Annotated in this window: 21 protein-coding genes and 1 pseudogene; 10 read left to right on the forward strand and 12 right to left on the reverse strand. The window is 68.0% G+C overall.

Annotated features, from left to right (window positions below):
* Positions 1 to 158 precede the first annotated feature (158 nt).
* Positions 159 to 1,760 (reverse strand): site-specific integrase, encoded by a 1,602-nt coding sequence (locus tag GT042_RS09005; protein ID WP_161308176.1) that lies wholly within the window; start codon positions 1,758 to 1,760, stop codon positions 159 to 161.
* A 14-nt stretch (positions 1,761 to 1,774) separates the two neighbouring features.
* The gene (locus GT042_RS09010; protein WP_161308177.1) at positions 1,775 to 2,449 is read right to left on the reverse strand and encodes a helix-turn-helix transcriptional regulator; all 675 of its coding nucleotides are present in this window, start codon (positions 2,447 to 2,449) and stop codon (positions 1,775 to 1,777) included.
* A 94-nt stretch (positions 2,450 to 2,543) separates the two neighbouring features.
* On the opposite strand from GT042_RS09010, the gene GT042_RS09015 reads away from it, so the two are divergent.
* From GT042_RS09015 to GT042_RS09040, 7 genes and pseudogenes are all read left to right on the forward strand, one after another.
* Positions 2,544 to 2,783 (forward strand): hypothetical protein, encoded by a 240-nt coding sequence (locus GT042_RS09015; protein WP_161308178.1) that lies wholly within the window; start codon positions 2,544 to 2,546, stop codon positions 2,781 to 2,783.
* Between the two features lie 225 nt (positions 2,784 to 3,008).
* Positions 3,009 to 3,185 (forward strand): hypothetical protein, encoded by a 177-nt coding sequence (locus tag GT042_RS09020; protein WP_161308179.1) that lies wholly within the window; start codon positions 3,009 to 3,011, stop codon positions 3,183 to 3,185.
* Positions 3,186 to 3,439: 254 nt separating this feature from the next.
* On the forward strand, positions 3,440 to 3,964 hold the full coding sequence (locus GT042_RS38875; protein WP_237530610.1) for a DnaB-like helicase N-terminal domain-containing protein: 525 nt from the start codon (positions 3,440 to 3,442) through the stop codon (positions 3,962 to 3,964).
* Positions 3,964 to 4,851: an AAA family ATPase gene (locus tag GT042_RS38880; protein WP_237530612.1), complete on the forward strand. Its 888-nt coding sequence runs from the start codon at positions 3,964 to 3,966 to the stop codon at positions 4,849 to 4,851. The genes GT042_RS38875 and GT042_RS38880 overlap by 1 nt, the downstream gene beginning before the upstream one ends.
* A gap of 210 nt (positions 4,852 to 5,061) precedes the next feature.
* Complete coding sequence (locus tag GT042_RS09030) at positions 5,062 to 5,904, forward strand: DUF2637 domain-containing protein (protein ID WP_161308180.1); 843 nt, start codon at positions 5,062 to 5,064, stop codon at positions 5,902 to 5,904.
* Between the two features lie 334 nt (positions 5,905 to 6,238).
* Positions 6,239 to 6,787: a MobC family plasmid mobilization relaxosome protein gene (locus GT042_RS09035; protein ID WP_161308181.1), complete on the forward strand. Its 549-nt coding sequence runs from the start codon at positions 6,239 to 6,241 to the stop codon at positions 6,785 to 6,787.
* Positions 6,784 to 8,507: pseudogene (locus tag GT042_RS09040) on the forward strand (mobilization protein). Before GT042_RS09035 ends, GT042_RS09040 begins: the two are co-directional and overlap by 4 nt.
* A 112-nt stretch (positions 8,508 to 8,619) precedes the next feature.
* On the opposite strand, the gene GT042_RS09045 reads toward GT042_RS09040, so the two are convergent.
* The 6 genes from GT042_RS09045 to GT042_RS09070 form a co-directional block, all read right to left on the reverse strand.
* Complete coding sequence (locus GT042_RS09045) at positions 8,620 to 8,982, reverse strand: hypothetical protein (RefSeq protein WP_202532546.1); 363 nt, start codon at positions 8,980 to 8,982, stop codon at positions 8,620 to 8,622.
* A gap of 22 nt (positions 8,983 to 9,004) precedes the next feature.
* Positions 9,005 to 9,598: a class IV adenylate cyclase gene (locus GT042_RS09050; protein ID WP_161308183.1), complete on the reverse strand. Its 594-nt coding sequence runs from the start codon at positions 9,596 to 9,598 to the stop codon at positions 9,005 to 9,007.
* Positions 9,595 to 10,272 carry an SAM-dependent methyltransferase gene (locus GT042_RS09055; RefSeq protein WP_161308184.1) on the reverse strand — a complete coding sequence of 226 codons (678 nt, stop codon included), beginning with the start codon at positions 10,270 to 10,272 and terminating at the stop codon, positions 9,595 to 9,597. Before GT042_RS09055 ends, GT042_RS09050 begins: the two co-directional genes overlap by 4 nt.
* A complete protein-coding gene (locus tag GT042_RS09060) occupies positions 10,208 to 10,831 on the reverse strand; it encodes a hypothetical protein (protein WP_345943721.1) in 624 nt (207 codons plus the stop codon). The genes GT042_RS09055 and GT042_RS09060 overlap by 65 nt, the downstream gene beginning before the upstream one ends.
* Positions 10,824 to 11,726: a radical SAM protein gene (locus tag GT042_RS09065; protein ID WP_161308185.1), complete on the reverse strand. Its 903-nt coding sequence runs from the start codon at positions 11,724 to 11,726 to the stop codon at positions 10,824 to 10,826. The genes GT042_RS09060 and GT042_RS09065 overlap by 8 nt, the downstream gene beginning before the upstream one ends.
* A 107-nt stretch (positions 11,727 to 11,833) precedes the next feature.
* Entirely contained in the window at positions 11,834 to 12,526 is a 693-nt protein-coding gene (locus GT042_RS09070) for a haloacid dehalogenase-like hydrolase (RefSeq protein WP_161308186.1), read from the reverse strand.
* A 96-nt stretch (positions 12,527 to 12,622) separates the two neighbouring features.
* Between GT042_RS09070 and GT042_RS09075 the strand changes: the two genes are divergently transcribed.
* On the forward strand, positions 12,623 to 13,399 hold the full coding sequence (locus GT042_RS09075; RefSeq protein ID WP_161308187.1) for an XRE family transcriptional regulator: 777 nt from the start codon (positions 12,623 to 12,625) through the stop codon (positions 13,397 to 13,399).
* Complete coding sequence (locus GT042_RS09080; protein WP_161308188.1) at positions 13,386 to 13,853, forward strand: NUDIX domain-containing protein; 468 nt, start codon at positions 13,386 to 13,388, stop codon at positions 13,851 to 13,853. Before GT042_RS09075 ends, GT042_RS09080 begins: the two co-directional genes overlap by 14 nt.
* Here GT042_RS09080 and GT042_RS09085 read toward each other — a convergent pair.
* Positions 13,841 to 14,404: an HD domain-containing protein gene (locus tag GT042_RS09085; RefSeq protein WP_161308189.1), complete on the reverse strand. Its 564-nt coding sequence runs from the start codon at positions 14,402 to 14,404 to the stop codon at positions 13,841 to 13,843. The two genes, GT042_RS09080 and GT042_RS09085, sit on opposite strands and share 13 nt — an antisense overlap.
* A 272-nt stretch (positions 14,405 to 14,676) precedes the next feature.
* On the opposite strand from GT042_RS09085, the gene GT042_RS09090 reads away from it, so the two are divergent.
* The gene (locus tag GT042_RS09090) at positions 14,677 to 17,262 is read left to right on the forward strand and encodes a DUF262 domain-containing protein (protein ID WP_161308190.1); all 2,586 of its coding nucleotides are present in this window, start codon (positions 14,677 to 14,679) and stop codon (positions 17,260 to 17,262) included.
* 100 nt (positions 17,263 to 17,362) lie between these two features.
* Here the strand turns inward: GT042_RS09090 and GT042_RS09095 are convergent, their stop codons facing one another.
* From GT042_RS09095 to drmC, 3 genes are all read right to left on the reverse strand, one after another.
* Positions 17,363 to 19,513 carry a UvrD-helicase domain-containing protein gene (locus tag GT042_RS09095; protein ID WP_161308191.1) on the reverse strand — a complete coding sequence of 717 codons (2,151 nt, stop codon included), beginning with the start codon at positions 19,511 to 19,513 and terminating at the stop codon, positions 17,363 to 17,365.
* A gap of 114 nt (positions 19,514 to 19,627) precedes the next feature.
* Complete coding sequence (locus GT042_RS09100) at positions 19,628 to 20,980, reverse strand: hypothetical protein (RefSeq protein WP_161308192.1); 1,353 nt, start codon at positions 20,978 to 20,980, stop codon at positions 19,628 to 19,630.
* 119 nt (positions 20,981 to 21,099) lie between these two features.
* A complete protein-coding gene (gene drmC / locus GT042_RS09105; protein WP_161308193.1) occupies positions 21,100 to 21,870 on the reverse strand; it encodes a DISARM system phospholipase D-like protein DrmC in 771 nt (256 codons plus the stop codon).
* Between the last annotated feature and the right edge of the window lie 8 nt (positions 21,871 to 21,878).

A 21,878-nucleotide genomic window follows, 5' to 3' on the forward strand; every position in this document is an offset into this window, starting at 1 on the left:
TAGGTCGTCGGTTCGAATCCGACAGGAGGCTCCGGAAAAGCCCAGGTCAGATACCCGCTGACCTGGGCTTTTCGTTTGCGCGGGGCATGACGGACCGCACGGCCGAAAGGCCGCGAAGGGGCTTGCGTGAGCGATGCGTGAGCGGGGCGGTCGAACAGCTACTTCTGAGGCTTCTTCCGCGTGTTCTTCTTCTTGTACCTGGCCTGGGCTTTCGCCTTGCCCTTCGCCTTCTTGGCGGATTCCCGATCCCTCTCCGCCTCGGTCTTGCGTTGGAGGGGGACGAGCTTGGCGGTCGCCTCGGCGGCGTTCTTGCCAACGTGGGGGAGGACGCTCTGGTAGATGTCCCGGGTGATGCGGGTGTCGCTGTGTCCGAGGGCGTCGGAGACGACTTTGACGTCGACGCCGGCGGCGAGCATGAGGGTGGCGGCGCCGTGGCGCAGGTCGTGCAGCCGGACAGGCGGGAGCCCTGAGGCGGTGACGAGCCGCTCGAAGAGGTCGCTCATCCTTCCGGGGTGGAGCCAGGAGCCGTCCTCCTGGGTGAAGACCATGCCGGTGTCGGCCCAGGCGGGTCCCCATTTCTTGCGGTCGGTGTCCTGGCGCTCTCGGTGCCGCTTCAGCACATCCACGGTGTCGTCGTCGAGGGCGATCACACGGAACCCGCTGTCGGTTTTCGGCTCGGAGGTCTCGACGGCCCACCCGTCCTGGACCAGCTGTGAGGAGACGGTGAGCGAGTGGGTGTCGAGGTTCGTCTCCGACCAGGGCTGGCCGCACGCCTCACCCCGGCGCAGGCCGCGGAAGGCGATCAGATGCCACATCGCGTACAGGCGGTCCTGGGCGACAAAGTCGAGGAACGCGCCGGTCTGCTGGGGTGTCCAGACCATGACAGGTGAAGGCTTTTCGCCGGTGCGCTGCCACTTGGCTACGCGTTCGTCCGTCCAGACCAGGGCTTTCGGCTTGCGTACGGGGTCGAGTTCGACGTGGGCCGCCGGGTTGAAGGTGAGGATCTGCTGGCCGATCGCGTCGTTGAGTGCCGCGCGCAGGGTGGCCTTGATGTGCAGGCGAGTCGCGGGCCCGGTGACGCGGCGGAACGGGGGCATGGAGTCGATCGCCTCCTTCATCGCCTTGCGACGGGCACGGTTCTCCAACCCCTTCCAGGGGACGGCCGACAACTCATCCAATGCTGCTCGCCGTTGGGCGTTCTGTTCGAGGGTCTCGGCGTTGGTGTCGGAGATCGCGGTGAACATGTCGGAGAGGTGGCTCACGCGCAGCCGGTCGAGGCGGTGGTGGCCGATGCGGGGCCGGAGGTGAAGCCGGACATCCGTCTCGTAGCGATTGATGCCTGACTTCCGGATTCGTTTGCCCGCGAGCCACTGATCGAGCCACTCGCCCACGGTCAGTCGGCCGATGAGGTCCTGGCCGGATTTGAGACGGCGCCGCGTTTCCTCGACGTCCGGGAGGGGCCCTTTCTCGTCGGCGACCTCCTCCAGCATGGTTGCTATGAGCTCTGTGCCCTCCGAGTCGTCGGCCTCCGCGAGGCCCAGGAGGGCGCGGACGTGGTCGAGGTCGGCCTGGGCCGCCTTGAGGGATTCGTAGCCGGCGCGGCTGAAGGAGCGGCGGGTGCCGTCTTCGCGGGGCGGGAGTTCCTGACGTATCGAATACGATCCGTGCTTGCGCTGGGAGAGCTTCGAGCACCGCTTGCCGAGCGGTTGGCCGGTCTTGGGGTCGCGGCAATAGCAGCGACGGTGGGTGGATCCCTTCAAGGGAGCTCCTCGGGTTATGTGGCGCCCGCTTCCGGGTCGACCGCTTCGGTGTCGTGGAGGTGAGGGTCGAGGAGCGGCGGCGTGCCGCCGTCCTCCTCGATGAAGAGACGTGCGTTGAGCACACGCTTGGCGTGGTGGTCGGCTTCGCTCGCGAAGTGGCCGGCCTTGCGCTGGGCGTCCTCGCGTTTCTCCGGAGTGTTGGCCGTGCGGGCCTGCCAACGCGCGTAGTCGGCGTCGCGTACGGCGCTCAGGGCTGCGGTCTGGTGGTGTTGGTGGGCGCGGAAGTTGCGCAGCATCTGGTCCTCCGTACCCAAGGACTCGCTGGCTTCTCCGGTGAACCAGAGCAATGCCTCCCAGGTGGTGACGGGTTCGGTGAAGGGGAGCTTCTGGATGTGGGTGGCGTAGCCGAGGGGGTGGAGCAGCAGGGTCGGTGAGGTGTCCAGGGCTGCGGCGAGGACGATGAGGTCGACGAGGGGGAGGGTGGAACGGCGTCCGGACTCCATGTTGGCGATCACGTTGCGGGGGATCGGGTGGCCGAGGTCCGCGCAGGCGTCTGCCAACTCCTGTGCGCTCCAGCCGAGTTCCTTTCTGCGGCGGCGGACCTCGGCTGCCACGGTCGCCATGACCTGGTCGGTCCACTCGGGGATGTCGTCCTCATCCCATTCAGCATCACCATCGTGTTGTGTCATGAAGACACGTTAGCTCGCTCATGCTTGTGAGTGTCGCTTGGAGCCGGACGAGACTGAATCGTTCGCCGACGGCGCACTGGAAAGGCGGAGTGGCATGCCTGTAAGCAGCGGCAGTAGCAGCACGGCCCGGGTGAAGGGGTTGACGCGGGAGGAGTTGCTCGCGCTGCCCGCAGCTGTTGACCTGGACACGGGCAACCGTGCGTTGGGCCTGGGGCGGAGCAAGGGGTACGAACTGGCGAAGCGCGGCGAGTACCCGTGCAGGGTGCTGAGGCTCGGCAACGCCTACCGGGTGGTGACCGCGGACCTGTTGGGCCTGCTGGGACTGGCGGCGTGAGGTGGCGGCAGTGTACCGAGGCATTCTGCGCTGAGCTGACACAGAAGGGCTGGACTGCTGCCGGAGGTGAACGTACCGCCCCTGCTCCCCGGCGGTGGTTTGCAAGCCACTTGATGGGGCGGGGCGGCCCCGGTGCACCCGCACTGGACGGCCCCGCATTCCACCGTCCGACCAGCAACGTCGGCGCGGGGAATGCCATCCCGCGCCGTGAAGAAGGAGCTTCAGATGCGCCAGCCCACGGTCAGCGGAACGGCCCGAGAACCGTCGATGTCTTCGACCGCGCGACAGGAGGAGGCCGGAACACAGGCCCTGCGGTGGGTGTGCGCCGGATTCAACGCGACGATCAGCGGGCGTAGCGCGGCACGCCTGACCGACCTGCTGTCGCACGAAGTAGCTGGCTGACCGCCACGCAGGGAAGCGGCCCCGGTGTTGGAGCACCAAGGGCAGCAGCGACTCCCTGGCCGACCGCGCAAAAACGATCTACCCGGTGCCGGGACCCGCAAGTCCGTATCGGCCCGAGACAAGGAAACGCTGTGCCCCAGGGTACGACCGCTCCGTGGCAAGCACCATCCGCCGAGAGCCGCCCCAGCCCGCAGCTACCGTCCGCCCAGTCCAACCAGGATGCCGACGCCGAGCGGGCTGTGCTCGGTGCGTGCATGTACGAGAGCGCCGTCGTCGACGACGTGCGCAGGACGTTGGAACCGACTGATTTCTCGCAGCCTGCCCACACCACGATCTGGCATGCGCTGCTGCGGCTGCGCGGTGAGAACGCGCCGACGGACCCGATCGCTCTCACTCACCAGCTGAGGTCCACAGGTGACCTGATCCGTGTGGGAGGTCCTCAGTACCTCCATGCACTGTCGGCGGTGTCGACAGTCGGCTCCGGCGCCTCCTACTACGCCGACATCGTGCGCCGCTACGCCGACCTGCGGGCCTTGCAGGCGACGGCGGTCCGAATCCTGCAGGGGGCGAGCGCGCCCGACGCGGACCCGAACGAGGTCCGCGGTCTGCTGGCGTCCTCGCTCAACGAAGCCGCGGACCGAGCCCGACAGGGAACGGGAGGAGGACGGCTCCAGCGGTACGCGGTGGACGGCTGGTCCTTCGTCACCGGTACCCAGCTGCCGCAGACCCTGTATGGGGCACGCCCGGCAGGACAGCCTGGGCATCGGGTGAAAGCCTGATGCTGGTCGGGCCACCGGGCGTCGGGAAGTCCACGATCGCCCAACAGATCGTCCTCGCCCGACTCGGCCTGCTGGCACAGGTGTTGGACATGCCGGTGCGCGAGGGCGAGAAGGTCCTCTACATCGCCGCCGACCGCCCCAGCCAACTCGCCCGCGCCTTCACCCGTGTTGTCCACCAGGCCGACCGAGAAATCCTGCGGCGCCGTTTGGTTTTCTGGTCCGGTCCGCTGCCCGCGTCCCTGAACGCCGAGCCGCATCTGCTTGCCGAGCTTGCTGCCGAGCATGGAGCCGACACCGTGGTGATCGACAGCTTGAAGGACGTGGTGGGCAAGTTGACCGACGACGAAGCGGGCCTCGCCTACAACAACGCGCGCCAGCAGCTCCTGCGCGACAACGTCGAACTCCTCGAACTCCACCACCAGCGAAAGCAGGGAGCCGACGCCTCCCGCACTCAGCGCCCCGTCCTGGACCAGGTGTACGGCTCGGCCTGGTTCACCGCCGGAGCGGGCAGCGTCCTCTTCATCAGCGGAGCGGCAGGCGACCCGGTCGTCCACCTTCACCACCTCAAGACCGTGGACGAGGAGGTCGGCCCCTCGCCGATCATCCACGACCACCCGCGCGGCACCTCCCGTGTCGACACCAGCCTCGACCCGCTGACCCTGCTGCGGCAGGCGGGTACGCGCGGGCTCACCGCCCGCGCGCTCGCCAAGCAGATCACCGGCGAGGACAAGCCCGGCAGCGCGGATATCGCGCGGGCCAGGCGACGCCTGGAGGGCCTCACCAAGAGCGGGCACGCCAGCCAGGAGACCGGAGCGGGCGGAGGCGCGGGTGGCGGCCAGGCCACCCGGTGGACGGCCACTACCCGCCACATCACCGCAGTGTCCTGATCCCGCCGCCGGTGTGCGCGCCGCCGTACGCGGCGAGCCCCGGCAGGCGCGCCCACGCACCGCCCCCGCCGCGTACGCGACACACAAACACGCAGATCAAACGCCTACGCCCCGCTGTACGACGCATACACGCCCTAGCGCCTACGCGCTGCCCCCTCCTTGGAGAGGGGGCAGCGTAAGCGCCCCCGCCCCACAACCCCGGAGAACCCCTTGTCCCAAATTTCCGCTCCCGTCCACCGGGGCCGCCGCGTCGATGTCCGACGGCCCGGCATCGGCCGGCAGGTGGCCGACCGGTTCGTGTTCGCCGCAGCCGGGGTCTGCATCGTGATCCTGACCGTCGGCGGGTTCTGGCTCTCCTACGCACACCTCGCGCAGATCGCCGGGCAGCACGGCCTGGGCGACTCGCCCACCCGACGCTGGGCCTGGCCCGCGACCCTGGACGCGTTCATCGTCGCGGGCGAACTGTTCATGCTCCGCGCGGGCCTGCGCCGCGTCACCGACGGGTGGGCGATCACCCTCACCTCCATCGGATCGGTCGGCTCCATCGCGCTCAACGTGGCCGGCGTCAGAGGCGCCGGCCACGGCGCCGCCGTGCCCGTGCTCGACTACGTCGTCGCCGGCATACCCCCGACCGCCGCCCTCCTGGCCTTCGGCATGCTCATGCGCCAGGTCCTCCAACTCGTCGACCGACCCGACCAGCATCCGAACGACGCGGGCGAACCCGCGCCTCAGGCACCCGCCTTGGCCTTCTCCGCTGCCGAGCAGGTGCCGGAGCGTGCGCTCACCGCCGACCGGCGTTCGGAACCCGAGGCGGAGGTTTCGAAGGCCCGGTCGCGTGGTGGCCGTCCGGCCAGCGCCACGGTCAAGGAGCTCGTGGAGATCGGGCGGATCGTGGCAGCCGAGCACGGCACGCTCAACCGGAACACGGTCCAACGGGCCATCCGGGCCAAGGGACATACGGTCAGCGGCGCCCGGCTCACCGAGGTGATGAACGTCCTTCGGTCCGAAACCGACAGCGGGCCCAGCGGGCTGCCAGATGTTCCGAATGGCTGACCGCCCGGCCTGCCGGTGACCGGGCCCGTTCCGGTCACCGGTAGGTCCCCTCGCCTTCAACCCCGCTGCAGAGCAGATCCGTTCATTCACAGCTGTGGACGAGGCGCCGAGGTTCCGCCTGACCGCCAGTCCCCACGCCCTTCTCCGGAGAACCATCGTGCCCCACGACCGGCAACATCCTGCCGACGCCTCCACCGAGCCGTCCACCACACTGACGAAGACGCCCACGATGACAGAACGCCTGCTCCGCGCGTTCGGAAAGACGGCTCCTGGCGGAGCCAGTAGTACCCCGAGTCCGACTCGCGGCCGGTCCTCGGGGGTCTCCGCCCCGGGGGTGGCGGAGACGGTCCAGCGCCAGGGGGCGCCGGACCAGGAACTCGGGCCCGAAAGCAGCCCCGAGCCGGACGACGTCCACACCCGCCAGCGAGCGGTCCTGCATCCCGCACCCGAAGCCGGCGTCCAGCGTGCCCAGCCCGCGATCCGCCGCTTCACCGGCGACAAGCGGATCGAGCGCGTCGGCCCGCTTCGGTTCCTCGGAGAGGAACGTGTCCGCGTCCAGGAGACTGCTGCCGCACACGGCTACAAGGGGGAATCCGGTTTCGCCGCCGATGTTGTCCTCGCCTTCGTGGACAGCCGGTTCACTGCGAATCTCCCCTTGTGCGAGGACCGCCGCCGCACCCACGAGTTCCGCGCACAGGTACTGCGCCACCTCGGCCGCATCGGCGTCAACATCAACCAGATCGCCCGTGTTCTCAACAGCGACCTCACCCCACCGGACATCCGCCAGCACCTCACGGCGCTGCGAAACCTGCTGGAGCTGATCGCTGAGGCCCTGCGCGAAGCGTCCGCAACGACCGACCCGGCGAAGGAAGCGTCCGTATGATCGCCGCGATCAAACCGGCCGGAGCGAACACCCGCGGCCTGCTCGCCTACCTTTACGGTCCCGGGCGGCACGACGAACACCTCGACCCCCGCATCGTGGCCGGCTTCGCCATGCTCGGTATGCCCGACCCCGGCCGCGATGAGAACGCCACCCTCACCGAACTGGCCCACTACCTCGATGAACCTGTCTCCCTGCGGAACGGGGAGTTCGGCAAGAAGGTCACCGACCACGTCTGGCACTGCCCTGTCCGTGCCGCACCCGAGGACCGTATCCTCTCCGACGCCGAGTGGGGCGAGATCGCCCAGCGCATCGTCCAGGCCGCCGGGATCGCCCCCGACGGCGACGACCTGGCCTGCCGGTGGATCGCCGTCCGCCATGCCGACGACCACATCCACATCCTCGCCACCACCGTCCGCGAAGACGGCCGCCGACCAAAGCTCCACGGCAGCGGCACCCGCGTCGGCGACGCCTGCCGCCAGATCGAGAAGGACTACGGCCTGCGGCAGCTGATCAAGGGCGACCGCACCGCCACCCGCCGCCCCACCCAGGGCGAGACGCACAAGGCCGCACGGCTCGGCTGGGAGCAGACCAGCCGCGAGTGGCTCCAGGACCACATCCGCGCCGCCATACCGCACGTCGGCACCGCCGAGGAACTCCTCGCCTATCTCGAAGCCGACAACATCCAGGTCAAACCACGTCGCGGGCCCTCCGGCGACCTCCTCGGGTACGCGGTCGGCCGTCCCGGCGACCTGAACAAGGACGGCGAACAGATCTTCCACCCCGGCGGAAAGATCGCCCCGGACCTGTCCCTGCCCAAACTGAGGGCACGCCTGGAAGCCACCGCGCCGGAGGAACACCCCACCGCCCGCCGCGACCGGCCCAGCACCCCCTGGCACCAAGCCATAAGTGCCCTCGATGCTTTCCACGCCGAGATCACCGGCACCGGCGACACCAACGACGCCCGGGCCCAGGCCCACATCACCGCCCTCGGCGAACTCATCGAAGCCACCGCCCAGAAAGCCCCCACCAACCTGCGCCTCCAACTCCAAGCGGCCAGCAGGTCATTCGCCCACGCCCAACGTTCCCAGATCCGGGCCGAAGACCGCGCCGCGCACACCCTGCGCACCGCAGCCCGTGACATCGTCCACACCGCCACCGGACCCACGACAGCACACTCGCCGCCCTCGTAGCCGCCCTGCTCTGGGCCGTCATCCTCGCCGGACGCTGGCACGAGGCCCGCGGCCACGCCCACCAGACCGAAGCCGCTCGCCGAACCGTCCAGTACCTCCAGACATCCGCCGACCAAGCCCTCGCCCCCATACTCACGGAACTCGAAATCCGCCGGCCCAAGGAGGAGAATCGCCGCACCCTAGCCAGCGACGTACGAGCAGCCGTCCCCGAACATGCCGACCGGATCCTCGCCGACCCCGCCTGGTCCGCCCTCGCCACCGTCCTCGCCGACGCCGAAGCGCGCGGCCACCAACCCCACCAGCTCCTCAAAGAAGCCGCCGCTGAGCGCGAACTGACCACCGCCCGCCAACCCGCCCGCGTACTGATCACCCGCATCCAGCACACCAGCCGCAACCCCGCCCGCAACCGCCGAGCAGAAGCCGCCCGCCGCCGCACCGCGTCATCCGTTCCCGCTCAGCAATCCTGGGATCAGCAGACAGCGGCGGTACCGGCCGCACCCGCTGACCAGCAACCCAAGTACCGCCGATAGAAGCGCTACGACGGAAGTGCCGGTCACCTCTGAGGTGACCGGCACTTGAGTTGGATCACGCATTCCATCCGAGACGAGTGCTCGCCCACGACGGCCTCGCCGTAGACAGCACCTACCCGCGGCGCAGAAGTCCTGGTGCTCGGTGCTTTCCACTCCGGCGTCCGCGCGAGCTCTCCGCTTCGGCAGGAGCGGCAGACTGCACGGGCGGGATCGGCTGGTCGTTGAGGAGGATGGATTGCCAGACCTGTTCCTGGAGTTCCCGGATGCAGGGTCCGCAGGCGTACATCGGCGCCTGGGCACCTGCGACCCTCACCGGCCCGATCCACAGAACGCGGGTTTGCTGCTGGCCGCAGTAGAACCAGCAGAAGCCGTCCACCCACGCGTTGCCGTCGTCGGTGGCAGCTGGGGAGGGCAGACCGCCGCGGGCGAACTCGGTGATCCCGTGGATCACCTGATGCGGCACGGCCACTTCCATAAGCACAGGTCAGCCTCCGCGATCAGTGGCCCTGGGTGGATGCCGGGGCGGCCGAGCCGTTCTTCTTCTCCTCATCGGCGAAGAGGAGAGTGGGTTCGGCGAGGATGTCGCGGCCGGCCTCGCTCTTGTAGATCTCATCTACGCTGCCGAACCGGGCCTCGGAGTAGTCGAGTTCGAGCAGCGCTGTGGCCTGCCGAACGGATGCCTCGTCGGGTCCTTCGATCTCGACGAACGTCGGGAGGTCCGGCCAGGTGTCGAAGTCGAAGGCGACCTCGCCCAGGCGCCACTCTTCGCGGTAGTTCTCCTGGTAGCGGACCTCGCGCATGCCGATGTTCCGGAGGATCTCGGCCATGGCGTGCAGGTCGCTGACTTCGGTCTCGATCTCGGTCGTGCCGTCGATCGTGGTCGCGTCGGTGACCTGCTTGAGCGTCAGTGTCGCGCGTGTGCCCTCGTCGCGCAGGCGTACCCAGGCCCCGCCGTCGAGGGCGTCGTTCTCGAAGATCTTGCGGGTGAGGAGGATGCGCGGGAATGCCTGGACGGCGCCGAGAGCAGTCAGCCTTGTCCGGAGGTCGGCGACGTCAATGGCCAGGAACTTGGCTTCGTACTCGTGTTTCATGAGTTCTTCTTCCCCGGTTGGTAGGAGGAGTTGGGTGTGTGAGCCGCGAGGAGCAGGCCCATCCGGTGGGTGTGGGCCTGGAGCTGGCCGACGTGGGCCCGCTCGGTGAATTCGTTCGTGCGCAGGGTCAGCAGAGCATCCCAGTCGCCGATGAAGTGGCCCCGCAGTTTCTCCGGCGATGTGTAGTGCTCGATCAGATGGTGGCGCTGTTGGACGGGCATCATGAACTCCGCGCCGAACAGGCCGCCGGGCCGCACCATCCCCTGCATGCGGGTGACGAACTCCGCGAGCGAGCTGTGGTGGTTGGCACTGTAGTGCCACGAGCAGCTCGTCCAGACGGCGTCGCAGAGCACCCCCAGGGGCTCGGCCTGGAGGAAGTCCTCTTCCACGACCTGCACCCGGTCGTAGAGGGCTTCGAGTTTGAGACGGTCGATGAGACCCGTCGTGTGGGCGTGTTCGTCACCCGGAAGGTGGACCTCGCCGCCATGCAGGGCGAGCGGGTCGCGCTCTATGGCGATGACGCGATAGCCGGCGGCTGCCAGCGGCAGGATAAATCTGCCGTCGCTCGCGCCGATAACCGCGATGGTGGCTCCGGCAGCGGCTCGCTCCTCAACTGCCGCAAGGAATTGGGGGAAGAAGGTCAGGGTGTGTTCCCACAGGCTCTGCGTTTGCACGGCGGTGGGCTCCTTGCGTATCGGTGGCGAGAATGGTGCGACAGACTTCGTCGGGCCCGAGCCCCGTGGTATCGACGCGGTACATCGGGAACTGGGCATAGGTGCGGGTGATCCGGTCGGCGGCGTCCTCCGCGAGGACGTCCCAGCGGGAGACCGGCTTGTTCCGGTGAGCGAGGCGGCGCTGGCGCTCGTCCTGCGCGCAGACCAGGTAGTACGCGGTGGGCTGCGGCAGATCGGCGGGCAGCGTGACGTCGATGCCGGCACCCAGCGCACGGTGATTGGCCAAGCATCGGGCGAAGTAGCTCTCCACGACCACGGGGTTGCCGGCGATGAGGTGGCTCCGGATCTCATCGACCGCGGTCAACAGCGCGGAGAGATAGAAGCACATCCGCGCGTCGACGTTCGCTCCCGCGTCCATCTCGCGTCTCAGGAGCTCGTAGGAGGGCGGCATGGTCGGGACCAGGACGGCGCCGCGGGCTGCCGCCAGCATAGGTGCGAGGGTCGATTTTCCGGTGCCGCGAAGTCCTTCGAGGCTCTCGAACAGCAGGCGGTCAGGCACGGCCGTAGACCACATCCGGCACCGCCAGCGTGAGTTCGTCGGTGGCGGACGGCCGGTGCACAATGTGGTCGGCGACCTTGTCGTACCAGAAGGCGTGCGAGTCCTTCCCGACCGCTTTGCAGGACATGGTGAGCGCGCCGCGCGGATCCGCCTCGATCCGCTCGATCTCGACCGGCCCACCCGCAGGGGTGCAGATCTCGGGAGCGCCGTCCTCGGACAGATCCTCGTCGACGATCACCTCGACCGTCAGCTTGGCCGCCTGGAGCTCCTCGCGCAGGCGGGCGTACGCCGTGGTGTCCGTCACCAGGAGCTCCGGATGGGCCGCGGCGTTACCGACCGGCCGGAGGCAGTGGAGCTTCAACTGCTCTACGTCGAAGTGCTCCAGGGTGCGTGCCAGCGGAAGAACCTCGCCGATGTTGCGGGAGGTGACCGTCATGGTCGCGCCCGTACGGACACCGAGTTGCCGCGCGAGATCGAGCGCGCTCAGGGCACTCTGGTAGCTCCCTGTCTTGCGGATGTGGTCGTTGGTCGAGCCGATGCCTTCCAGTGAGACCCGGAGCAGGTCCAGGTTCGGAGCGATCTCCCTCAGCCGGCGTTCGATCCGGTAGCCGTTGGTGCAGATCTCGACCCGCAGGCCCAGGTCCTGCTTGGCGTGCTGAACGACCTGGGCAAGGTCCCTGTAGACGAACGGCTCGCCACCGAGCAAGGTGACGGCCTCCACACCGTACTGGTCGCGCATGAGCGTGATGAGGCTGATCGCCTCCTCAGCGGTGAACGCGTCCCCGTGCTGGAGCCGCTCGCCGTGGAAGCAGTGCAGGCACTCGAAGTTGCAGCGGTACAGCAGCTGCAGGTAAAGCATCCGGATCCTGCGGATCCCGGTGACTTCCCCGATCACGTGGTCCTCCTTCGGCCAGTTGCCTGGTGGGAGACCTGATCGTGGCGGAGAGCACAAGGACCGCATCACCGCGTATGAGGACGTGTCCGGGACGTCCCGGGACGTTTTCAGCGCGCCGCGAAGGTCTCCAGGATCTGGAGAAGGCGTCCGGTGTCCGAGAGATCCGGCAGCACCTCGGATGCTCCGGCAGTAGCCAGCTCCTCGGGCGTGTGGATGCCCGAAGCGACCGCGATGATCCCGGAGCCCGTGGCGAGTGCCGCCTCGACATCCCGAGGCGTGTCCCCGACGAGCACGACGGGGGTGCCCTCACGCACGCCTCGGAGACGCTGGACGCGTTCCCGGGCAACGGCCACGAGGTCCGGCCGCTGAAGGGCATCAGCGCCGTAAGCACCGACAGAAAGATCCAGCAGGGAGTCAAGGCCAAAGGCCGACACCTTCACGCGAGCGTTGGCCGCGATATTGCCGGTCAGCACCGAAGAAACCCAACTGTCCTGAGCCGAGGCCGCCTTGAGTATCTCCCGTACACCCGGCAGAGCCGTCCCGCGCCGCCGGAGATCTTCGAAGCGATCCTCACCTGCACGGGCCAAGGCGCCCTCGACAACCGACCATTCCGGCTCCGGCAGACCATCCAAGGCGAACATGTCCCGCATGATCAGGCGATCCGTACGGCCCTCCGTCCGCGCCGGCCGCGTGGGTGCGGCCCCCGTCAGCGCCGTGAAGGCTCCGCCGTAGATCTCCTTGCTCACCCCGGAGTTGTCGATGAGCGTGTGGTCGATGTCCCACAGGACGATGAGCTCCATAAGGCCAGCGTAGATACCCTCCCGCAACGTCAGCTCCGTAGGAACGTCCAACAACGTCCTTGCCGCATCGCGCTTGGCTGGGCTTGTATAGCAACTGTGAACGAGCGACTCCACTCCGTACTCGCCCAGCGCGGCGTCCCGCCCGAGTCGCTCGCCGAGGTCTGCGAGGTGGACCCCAAGACCGTCGGCCGCTGGCTCGGCGGGCGCGTCCCTCACCCGCGGCACCGATTCCGGGTCGCACAACACCTGCGGGTCGAAGAGACCTTCCTCTGGCCCACCCCACAACCAGCGGTGGGCAATCCAGGCGCCAAGTTAGATACCGAACTCGTAGGCACCTACCCCAACCGCGCCAGCGTCCCCCGCGACACCTGGCTCTCACTCCTCCAAGGCGCACGGCAAGAGATCGCGCTACTCGTCTTCTCCGGCACCTTCTTCGCTCAGTCCAACCCGCGCGTGGCCAAGATGCTCGCCGAGCGCGCAGCGGCCGGAGTACGGGTCCGTCTGTGTTTCGGCGACTCGGCCGGTCAGGCGGTTGCCACCCGAGGCCGGGAGGAAGGCATCGGCGGGGACACCCTGGCCGCCAAGATCCGCGCTTCCCTGACCTACTACCGCCCTCTGCTCTCCGAAACGGCCTGCGAAGTCCGGCTGCATGACACCACGCTCTACACCTCGCTGTTCCGCTACGACGACACCCTGCTCGCCAATCCGCATGTGTGGGGCCAGCCGGCCAGCGCGAACCCCGTGCTCCACCTCAAAAGGGTTGATGCCGCCGGGTGGTTCGACAACTACGCTCAGAGCTTCGAAGCCGTCTGGGCCGGCGCACGGCCCTGGACGCCCGGCCAGGAGGGGACCGCCGCACATGGGCAGGACTGAGTACTACAACGACCCCGAGGCCCCCAAAGCCAACACCCTCATCCCCGCCAACAACCTGCTCGTCGTCGACGACAGCGGCGCCATCCTCCTCCAGCGCCGCCGCGACACCGGCCAATGGGCGCTGCCCGGCGGAGCGCAGGACATTGGCGAGACGGCGGCCCAGTGCGCGGTACGCGAATGTCTGGAAGAGACCGGCATCATCGCCGAGATCACCGGCTTCCTCGGGGTCTACACGAACCCCAACCACATCGTGGCCTACACCGACGGTGAGATCCGCCAGCAGTACGAGAACACCTACATCGGCCGCCCGGTCGGAGGCGAGCCCACCATCAACGACGAGGCCGACGGCGTCCGCTTCATCCAGCCCACAGACCTCGACCAGTACGACATCCACCCCAGCATGCGCCAACAGATCGGCGACTACCTCGCCGGCACCTACCCCTACCTGGGCTGACCCGCCAACACCGCCTCCACTCGCCCCACGGCAGCGAAGATCTCAGGAGCCGCCCGACGGATGAACCGACCCACGAGGCTGTCAGCCCCGTAACGGTCCATGATCTCCGCGACCCGCTCCTCAGCGCTGGTCTGCTCCCCATCGGGTGTCGTCGTCATGTCGCAGTACACAAGCGCGTCTACTAGCAAAGGCTCCTCCGGCAATGGGAACTCGCGCTCCAGCGCCTTCCTAAGGCCGCGCTCCTCAGACTCCAGCAACGCGAATGAATGGTTCGCGACCAACCGCACCAGCCGCTCGTCCGCACCATGCTCGTCACGCAGGAACCGCGCACCATCGAGCGGATGGAACCCCGTCGTCGCCAGCCGGGGCGCGTAGCCCACGTCATGCAGCACCGCCGCAGCAGACAACAGCTCGGCGTCCTCTGCCATGGCCGGGCCGAGCCCGGAGGCCCGAGCAGCCACCCCTTGCGTATGCACCCATCGCTGCCGAAGCGTCGAGCTGAGCTCCTTCTTCGCAACCCGCTCTGCCCATTCCGAGATCGAAACACCCACGTCCTGCCCCTTTGGTCGAGACCAGCAATCAGGTAATGACCTCGGAAAGCATTGCAGCAGCGGCGACCTCCGACCAGAGCATCTACCCGGGAAGGACCGAATCTGCGCCTGACGAATTGAGCAGCAGCGATCCCTTGTACGCCTCTGTGCAGCCGGGAGGCCCGGCCGGCCGAAGAACAGGTCTTCGTTACTGATCCAGTCGAGGACGAGGACACCCCCACCTTGATGGTGGAATATGGGTCGTCCGGGACTCGGTGGGGGGAAAGACGCGCATGCACGCTCAAGAGACCACGATCAACGAACTCGTCCAGGGCGAGAAGCAGTACCAAGTGCCGCTCTATCAGCGCACTTACAGCTGGCAGCGGGATGAACTCCAGCAACTCTGGGACGACGTGCTTGAGTTGGTTGATGACCAGTTGGAGGAGCGGTCTCCTGCAGCGCACTTCCTTGGCTCCGTGGTGCTGGCTCCTGGCAGGATCACCGCCGGCGGCATGCAGCGCTGGCTCGTTGTCGATGGCCAGCAGCGGCTGACCACCCTCATGCTCGCCTTTGCCGCGCTGCGTGACCGCCACCGGGAACGCGGCGCGGAGCAGAAGGCCGAGCGCATCCACGACCTCGTGCTCGTCAACAAGTACCGCAGCGGCGACGATCACTACCGCCTCCTACCGACGCAAGCCGACCGCGAAGCCTTCATCGCCTGCGTCGAGAGCTCTCCCAGAGCCGGTGGGCCCGGCAACGTGGGCGCGGCCTACCGGTACTTCCTGGGCGCCCTCGCCGAGGGTGAGGAAAGTGGCGGTGAGGTGTGGACGGACGCGGTGGAGACCGTGTTGAGCGGTCTGTTGTCGATCGTGGAGATCACCGCGTCGGAGGGCGACAACGTCTATCGGATCTTCGAGTCGATCAACAACACCGGGGTGGGACTCCGGCAGAGTGACCTGCTGCGCAACTACCTCTTCATGTGCCTGCCGACGCGGGGCCAATCCGTCTACCAGAATCTTTGGCTGCCCATGCAGGAACGGCTGGGACCCGCCAACCTCGAACTCCTCGTCTGGCTGGACCTGGTGGTGGCCGGCAACAGCCGGGCGAAGCAGAGCGAGATCTACCGGGACCAGAAGAAACGCCTGGAGCCTCTGAGCTCCGACGAAGGGGCCTTGGAGCGTGAAATCGCCTCCCTGGCCCGCCGGGCGGAACGGCTGACGCGGATTCTGGAACCCGCGAGGGAGCCCGACCCGGAGCTGCGCGAAGTGCTGGAGAGGCTCTCCCGGTGGGGCGGCCAGACCCACTACCCGCTGGCGCTCCACCTGCTCGACCGCGTGGACGACGGGCAGGCCACACCTCACCAGGCCGCCCGGGCACTGGCGTACGCGGAGAGTTACATGGTGCGGCGCCTGTTCACCGGACACTCCACCACAGGCAGTAACCGGGTGTTCATGGAGATGGCCAAGGAGATGGAGAAGGACGACGATCCGGCCGACGCCGTGTGCCGCTTCCTGTCGAAGAGCAGGACGGGTGCCCGCGTCTGGCCCGACGACGACGCCGTGCGGGAGGCGATCCGTACCCGCCCCTTCTACAAAGCGGGTCGTGGCAACCAGCGGTTCCAGGTGCTGCGCAGGCTGGAGGAGAGTTACGGAGCCAGCGAACCGGTCGACTACGCCAAGGCGCGCCTGACCGTCGAGCACGTGCTGCCGCAGAGTCCCGCGCACCAGTGGCTGGACCTGCTGGCCGAGGAGACCGAAGACGGACAGGGCGCCGAGGAACTCCACGCCCTCCTGGTCCACACGCTGGGCAACCTGACTCTCTCGGCTGACAACGCGAAGCTTTCGAACCATCCGTTCCGCCGCAAGCAGGAGATCCTGGAGTTCAGTTCTCTGCGGATGAACCAGGAGATCGCGGGGCGGGAGCGTTGGGGGAAGGCGGAGATCCTCGACCGTGCCGCCGCGCTCGCCGACCGGGTGGTACGGCTGTGGCCCGGGCCCGTCGCGGGCACGGTTCTGGTGGACGACGAGTGGTCGGGCTGGAAGGAGCTGCGGGCCGCGCTTCTCGCCATGCCGGCCGGGACGTGGACGACGTACGGTGATGTCGCGGCGCTCATCGGCACCCACGCTGTCCCGGTCGGCCAGCATCTGGCGTCCAAGGCGGGCCTGCACGGCGCCTACCGGGTGCTGACGGCGGACGGCCGCGTCTCGGCGGGCTTCCGGTGGCCGGATGGCCAGGACCTCGGTGATGTGCGTACCCGTCTGGAGGCCGAGGGAGTTTCCTTCGACGACGCGGACCGGGCCCTCCGATCTCACCGGCTGACCACGTCCGACCTGGCGGCCCTGTTGGGCAAGGACGTCTCCGATGAGGCCGAGCCGTCACCGCGGGCCAACGGCGACGAGCAGTTGTCGGCTGCCGACCGGTTCGAAACGCAACTGCGCGACAACCAGACCGAGGAGACCGCCGACGGCGTTCTGAACGCCCTGCGCTTCTGGGAGCAGCAGGGCGGTCATCTCGGCTACGGCCGGGCGAGCGAGACCAGTTGCTTCCCCACAGTGCGTTTCGGCAACGCCCCCGCTTCCCGAGAGCCGTGGCCCCTGGCCCTCTACCCGGTCTCCGGCACCGTCGAGGTCGTGTTCCAGTATCTGAAGAGGCGTCCCCCGTTCGATGACGAGCCGCTGCGTCGCGAGTTGATGAACCGCCTGAACGGGATCGATGGCATCGACTTGGCCGAGGCGAAACTGGACCTGCGCCCGTCCTTCGCGTTGGAGGTCTTCGCCGCGCACAGCGAGGAGATCTGCGCGGTGCTGGAGTGGTTCGCGCATACGGCGGCCCTGGCGGAGGCCCGTCGTATCGTGGACGAGGGCCCAAGCACTTCCTGACACCCTCCCCCTCCAGTGGAGCGTGGGGGCGACAGCATCCTGCCGGCCCCACGCACGTCACGCCTGGGCAAGCAGCCATGGCGTACGGGAGCTATGAACACTACGGGCGCGGGTTGACGACCGGCGCTAGGAACGGGCTGGGCGGCCCGTGCCAGGAGACCCGCAGTGCCTCGCGCGCCCGCGTGCATGCCACGAACAGCAGGTTCAGCTCGCCGTTCAGGTCCTCCTGGTGCTGCTGGGCGTCGACCTCGACCGCGGTGACGGCTGACTTCATCGGCATGGTGCCGTCGTTCACCCCGGCGACGGCGACGCAGCGGAACTCCAGCCCTTTCATCCGGTGCATGGTGCCGATCCGGACACCGGCGCCACCGCGCCCGGGACCGAGCACGCACGCGGCGACGCCGGCCTGCTCCAGGGCCTGGGCGATGTCCCGCCCCAGCTGGACGAAGCGCACCGCAACCCCGATGTCCTCCGCCCGCACCCCTACGCCGATCCAGTCCCGCACGCGGGCCACCAGCGCCTCGATCTCTTCCAACTTCGTGGCATACCCAGCCGTCTCCGGTCGCTCTCCGTGCATGGTCGAGCGGTATCCCGCTAGCGTCTCGTTACCGCCGTCCATGTCGTCCGGCTCCTCACCGGTCAGCAATGAGGCCGACCAGGCCAGGATTTCCTGCGTGGTGCGGTAGTTGATCCGGAATCGGTGCGAGCGGCCGACGACCTGGACGCCGAGCGAGCGCAGCGACACCCGATTGCCGTAGATCCGCTGGTAGGTGTCCCCGGCCAGGAACAGATCGTCCTGGCCGGGGGTGACCAGAGTCCGCAGGAACCGCCACTGCGCGGGGTGCAGGTCCTGCGCCTCGTCGATCACGACATGGCGGTACGGCCGCCTTTCCCGGCCGTCCAGGACGCGTGCTGCCTCCGCGCACACCTGAAGGAACGTCCATTCGCCGGCCTGGCGCAACTGCTCCTCGAACGCGGCGATGGCCCGCCATACCTGGAGGCGTTTCAGCGGTGGAAGCGCGGTACCGCGGCCGGTGCGCGGCGCCTTCAGGTACTCCTCCGGGGCCATCAGGGCCTGTGCCAGGACGATCTGACGCCACTCCTGGTCGAGAAAGACGTCCGTGAAGTCGACCTCCAGCCGCCGGGCGATGCGCGCCCAGCGGGCGGTGATCTCCTTCTGGTCGAAGACCAGCTTCAGCGGGGCGCCGCCGTTTTCCGCCCGCACGATCTCGTTGGCCAGGGCGTCGACGTTGACCACCCGGATCTTTGCTCGGACGTTCTCCTCCTCGACCAGCAGCGTCAGACAGCGCTCCAGCTCGGCCGCGAGATCCCTGGTGAAGGTGGTGAGCAGAACGCATCCGTCGGGGGCGTCCTCGGGCAGTTGCCGGGCCAGGTGGTACGCCCGGTGCAGGGCTACCACCGTCTTCCCTGTGCCGGGCCCGCCGGTGACCCGGGCCGGACCGGCGTAGCCCTCGTGGTACGCCACCCGGTACTGGCTCGGGTGCAGGAAGACCCGCCAGGCGTCGAACGGCCGCTCTAGGATTCCCTGCAGGTCGACGGGGCCCGACACGAGCGCGACCCGGCCGCGGGAACGGGCCATCGCGGTTTCCAGCTCATCGCCGTCATCGGCTCCGCGAGTCCGCCCGACGGTCCGGGCATACGCCTGCACGAGTTCCCGGTCGATCGCCTCGGGTTTCATCCCGGTCGCGAGCCCCAGCAGCACGTCGTACTGATGCTCCGGCATCACCTTGTGCAGTGCTTCCAGATGGTCCTCGTCCGGGATCAGCCGGATGATCGGCAGGATCTCCTCGTCCACGCCGAGGCTGCGCAGCACCTTGTCCGGGTAGTCGGAGGCGGGGAACAGGCGGGTCGGTTCTTCGGCGGCGAGCGCACGCAACCCTGCGGTGGCGCGTTCCAGGGCCACGTCGTTGCGTATCTCGATGCCCTGCGTCGCCTCGTTCACCGACGCCCGGTGCTTGGCGGCCCAGTCGTTGGCCTTGTCATGTGGGAGCACCTTGAGCAGCAGGTAGCTGTCGCCCGACTCTCCCTTGAGGACGACGCCGCGCCAGAAGCCGGTGATGCGGATGGTCCGCAGCCGAGGGTCCTTCTGGTGCGTCAGCTTCTCCAGGTGCAGCCCGGTGTGCGTGGCCGCCGTGAACTTCTCGAACACCTCGAAGACCCGCTTCTGAACGGGTTTCTCCAACGCCGCGAACTCCAGCAGGAAGTCCCGGTGCATCCCCAGCGTCGCCATCCGCGGCCCCTCCAGAAGACTACGATCACTTTACTGACCGGTGTCGATGCGCTATGCCGGTCGGTACGCGCCAGGGCGCGAAGGCGGATGGCCAGGGTCCACCTGCGGCGCGGGTCAGTTGACTCGGCGGTTGCCGGGCGGAACCTCGCTCCGGTGTATCCCCACGACGACGGAGCCCGGTCCGCTGACGGACAGGCTCTCGCGTATCAGGTCGATGACATAGTCCCAGCCGGTGCCACGCGTGCCGATCCATCCGTCCCTGAGCAGCGTAGTGAAGGTGGTGTTGTTCAGGTACCGAGGAACTGATTCCTCGACGATGCGTGTCCCGCCGGACGGCCCGTCGGCCTCGGGGCGTTGAAGCAGTTCCTGGAAGTGCTCCCGCGTGAGATACATGCCAGGGATGAGGGCGGCGGAGTTCATCATGAAGGGGGTAGTCCGGCACAGTTTGACCATGCTGGGCGTGGGGACCAAGCGCGGGTCTCCCAGTGTCGCTGAGCCTTCTTGGCTGGACCGAGACCACTCGTCCTCGGCCTTGCACTCGTCGTCCACGGTCTCCATCCGCTTCAGCTCCCGCTCACCGGTGGCGTCGTGCCAGTACACCCAGCCGGGCCCGCTCTGACGCATGCGCTTGTACTGGACCATGGCCACGCTGCGGGCGTGCTCATTCACGTAGATCATGTCGACGCCCATGACGGTCTCGGCGTTCGTGCGGTTGGCGTTGTATACGAACAACCGATGGCGGGATTCGGAGTTACGACGGTAGATTCGCCAGCCGACCTGCACGGCGTCCTCGCCCTCCATGCCAGGGAAGCGTAGGTAGTCGTGGACGATCTGCTGGTCCTCGATCTGCCGAAGAGCGGGCAGCCCTTCGATGAAGGGGACGGACCGGGATCGGGGATCATCCCCGCTGAGTGGTTGTTGCCACGCTTCGAGCGGATCGCGGTCCGCGCCGAACGTCTCCATGAGGGTGCCCACGGCGTCCTTCTCAAGGCTCCGCTGTTCTCCCTCCCGACCTGTCGGAGGATTGGCCCCCAGGCTGTTCTCCAGGTCGTCCAGCGTCTCGTTCAGTTCCGGCCGCAGATGCCGGATGGCGGCGAGCAGGTTGTCGCCAGCCGCGGGAGACAAACGACCGTCGTCCTTGAGGAATCGGCGGCTGGCCCCCATGGCGCCCTCAAGGTCGACGAGCGGCAGCGGAACACGGAGTGCGGTGAAGTCGCGGGCGAGCAGGGCGCGTTCGTAGGTACCCGACCGTCTGCCCGGGAAGACACCGCCCACCCCGATGATCCTGCTCTGCTCATACCGGGCGTGACGGTCCGTGAAGAAGGCGAGACACCATACACGTGGCTTTCTCCAGTCCTTGTACGGGTACGCGAAGGTCCGCTCACCACGGGTCAGCCATGCCGGAGGCTTTTCGGGGAGCCGCTCCGTCATCAGCGCGGTGCTGTGCACCAGAGCGACGGCGACCATCTGTGACCTCCTGCATCGTGTGAAACTGGCGGCTCAATTGTTGATCGAGTTGCGGCTGGCAGGGCACAGTGGCTGTCAATCGGTCATATGAATGGCGATGATTCGACGGTGGCGGGGCCTCAAGACGCTCCTGGCCACCGAGCGAGAACCCCCCGACGCTGCAACTCCCTTATGTGGTCCGCCATTCGCCCCGGCATGGGACCGCCATTCAGTAGGACGCCCGCCTCGATGTTGCGCTCGGCGCCGGCCGCCGTGAGGTTGGCGCTGGAGAGGAAGAGGACCCGATCGTCGGCCACCGCCAGTTTCGCGTGCAACCGGCCTCCGGGAGTCTGGCGTTGACCCATCGGCCAGTGCCAGAGCCGCAGGCCCGGCACGCGGGAGAAGGCATCGGCCGGCTCACGCCCGGAGAGCAGCCCGCCCGCGCCTTCCAACGTCTCCATGACGATGTCCACCGTGACGCCGCGGGCCACGGCTTCTGATAGCGCCGCAGTCAGCGGTGCGTACCAGCGGGCCGAGTAGGTCACGGCGACGAACCGGTGCTGCGCGGCCCCGACGACCTCCATCAGCACTTGGGCGGTGGCGCGACTGGGTGTTCCGGGCGTGGAGGGACCGCTCCATACCGCACGGGCCTCGGTGACCTCGCGTCGCCGGGTCCAGGCAGCCGCGTAACCCCGCAGATATGCCGCCGCCTCCGCCGAGGGAACGTCGTCCTCCGTCAGCGATGCCATCAACGCCGATACGGCTTCCAACGCGGCTGGAGTCTGGAGCCTGCCAATGATGTACGCGGGGGAACGGCCCTGGGCGAGGAGTGAAGCCAGGGCCTTCGTCCGTGTGGGCCCGAGCGAGGAAGCGGCCGTAGCTGCCGCCGCCTCGAAGTGTCTGCGACTCACCTGGGCGA

The organism is Streptomyces sp. SID3212, from assembly GCF_009865405.1.
Classification (GTDB): Bacteria; Actinomycetota; Actinomycetes; order Streptomycetales; family Streptomycetaceae; genus Streptomyces.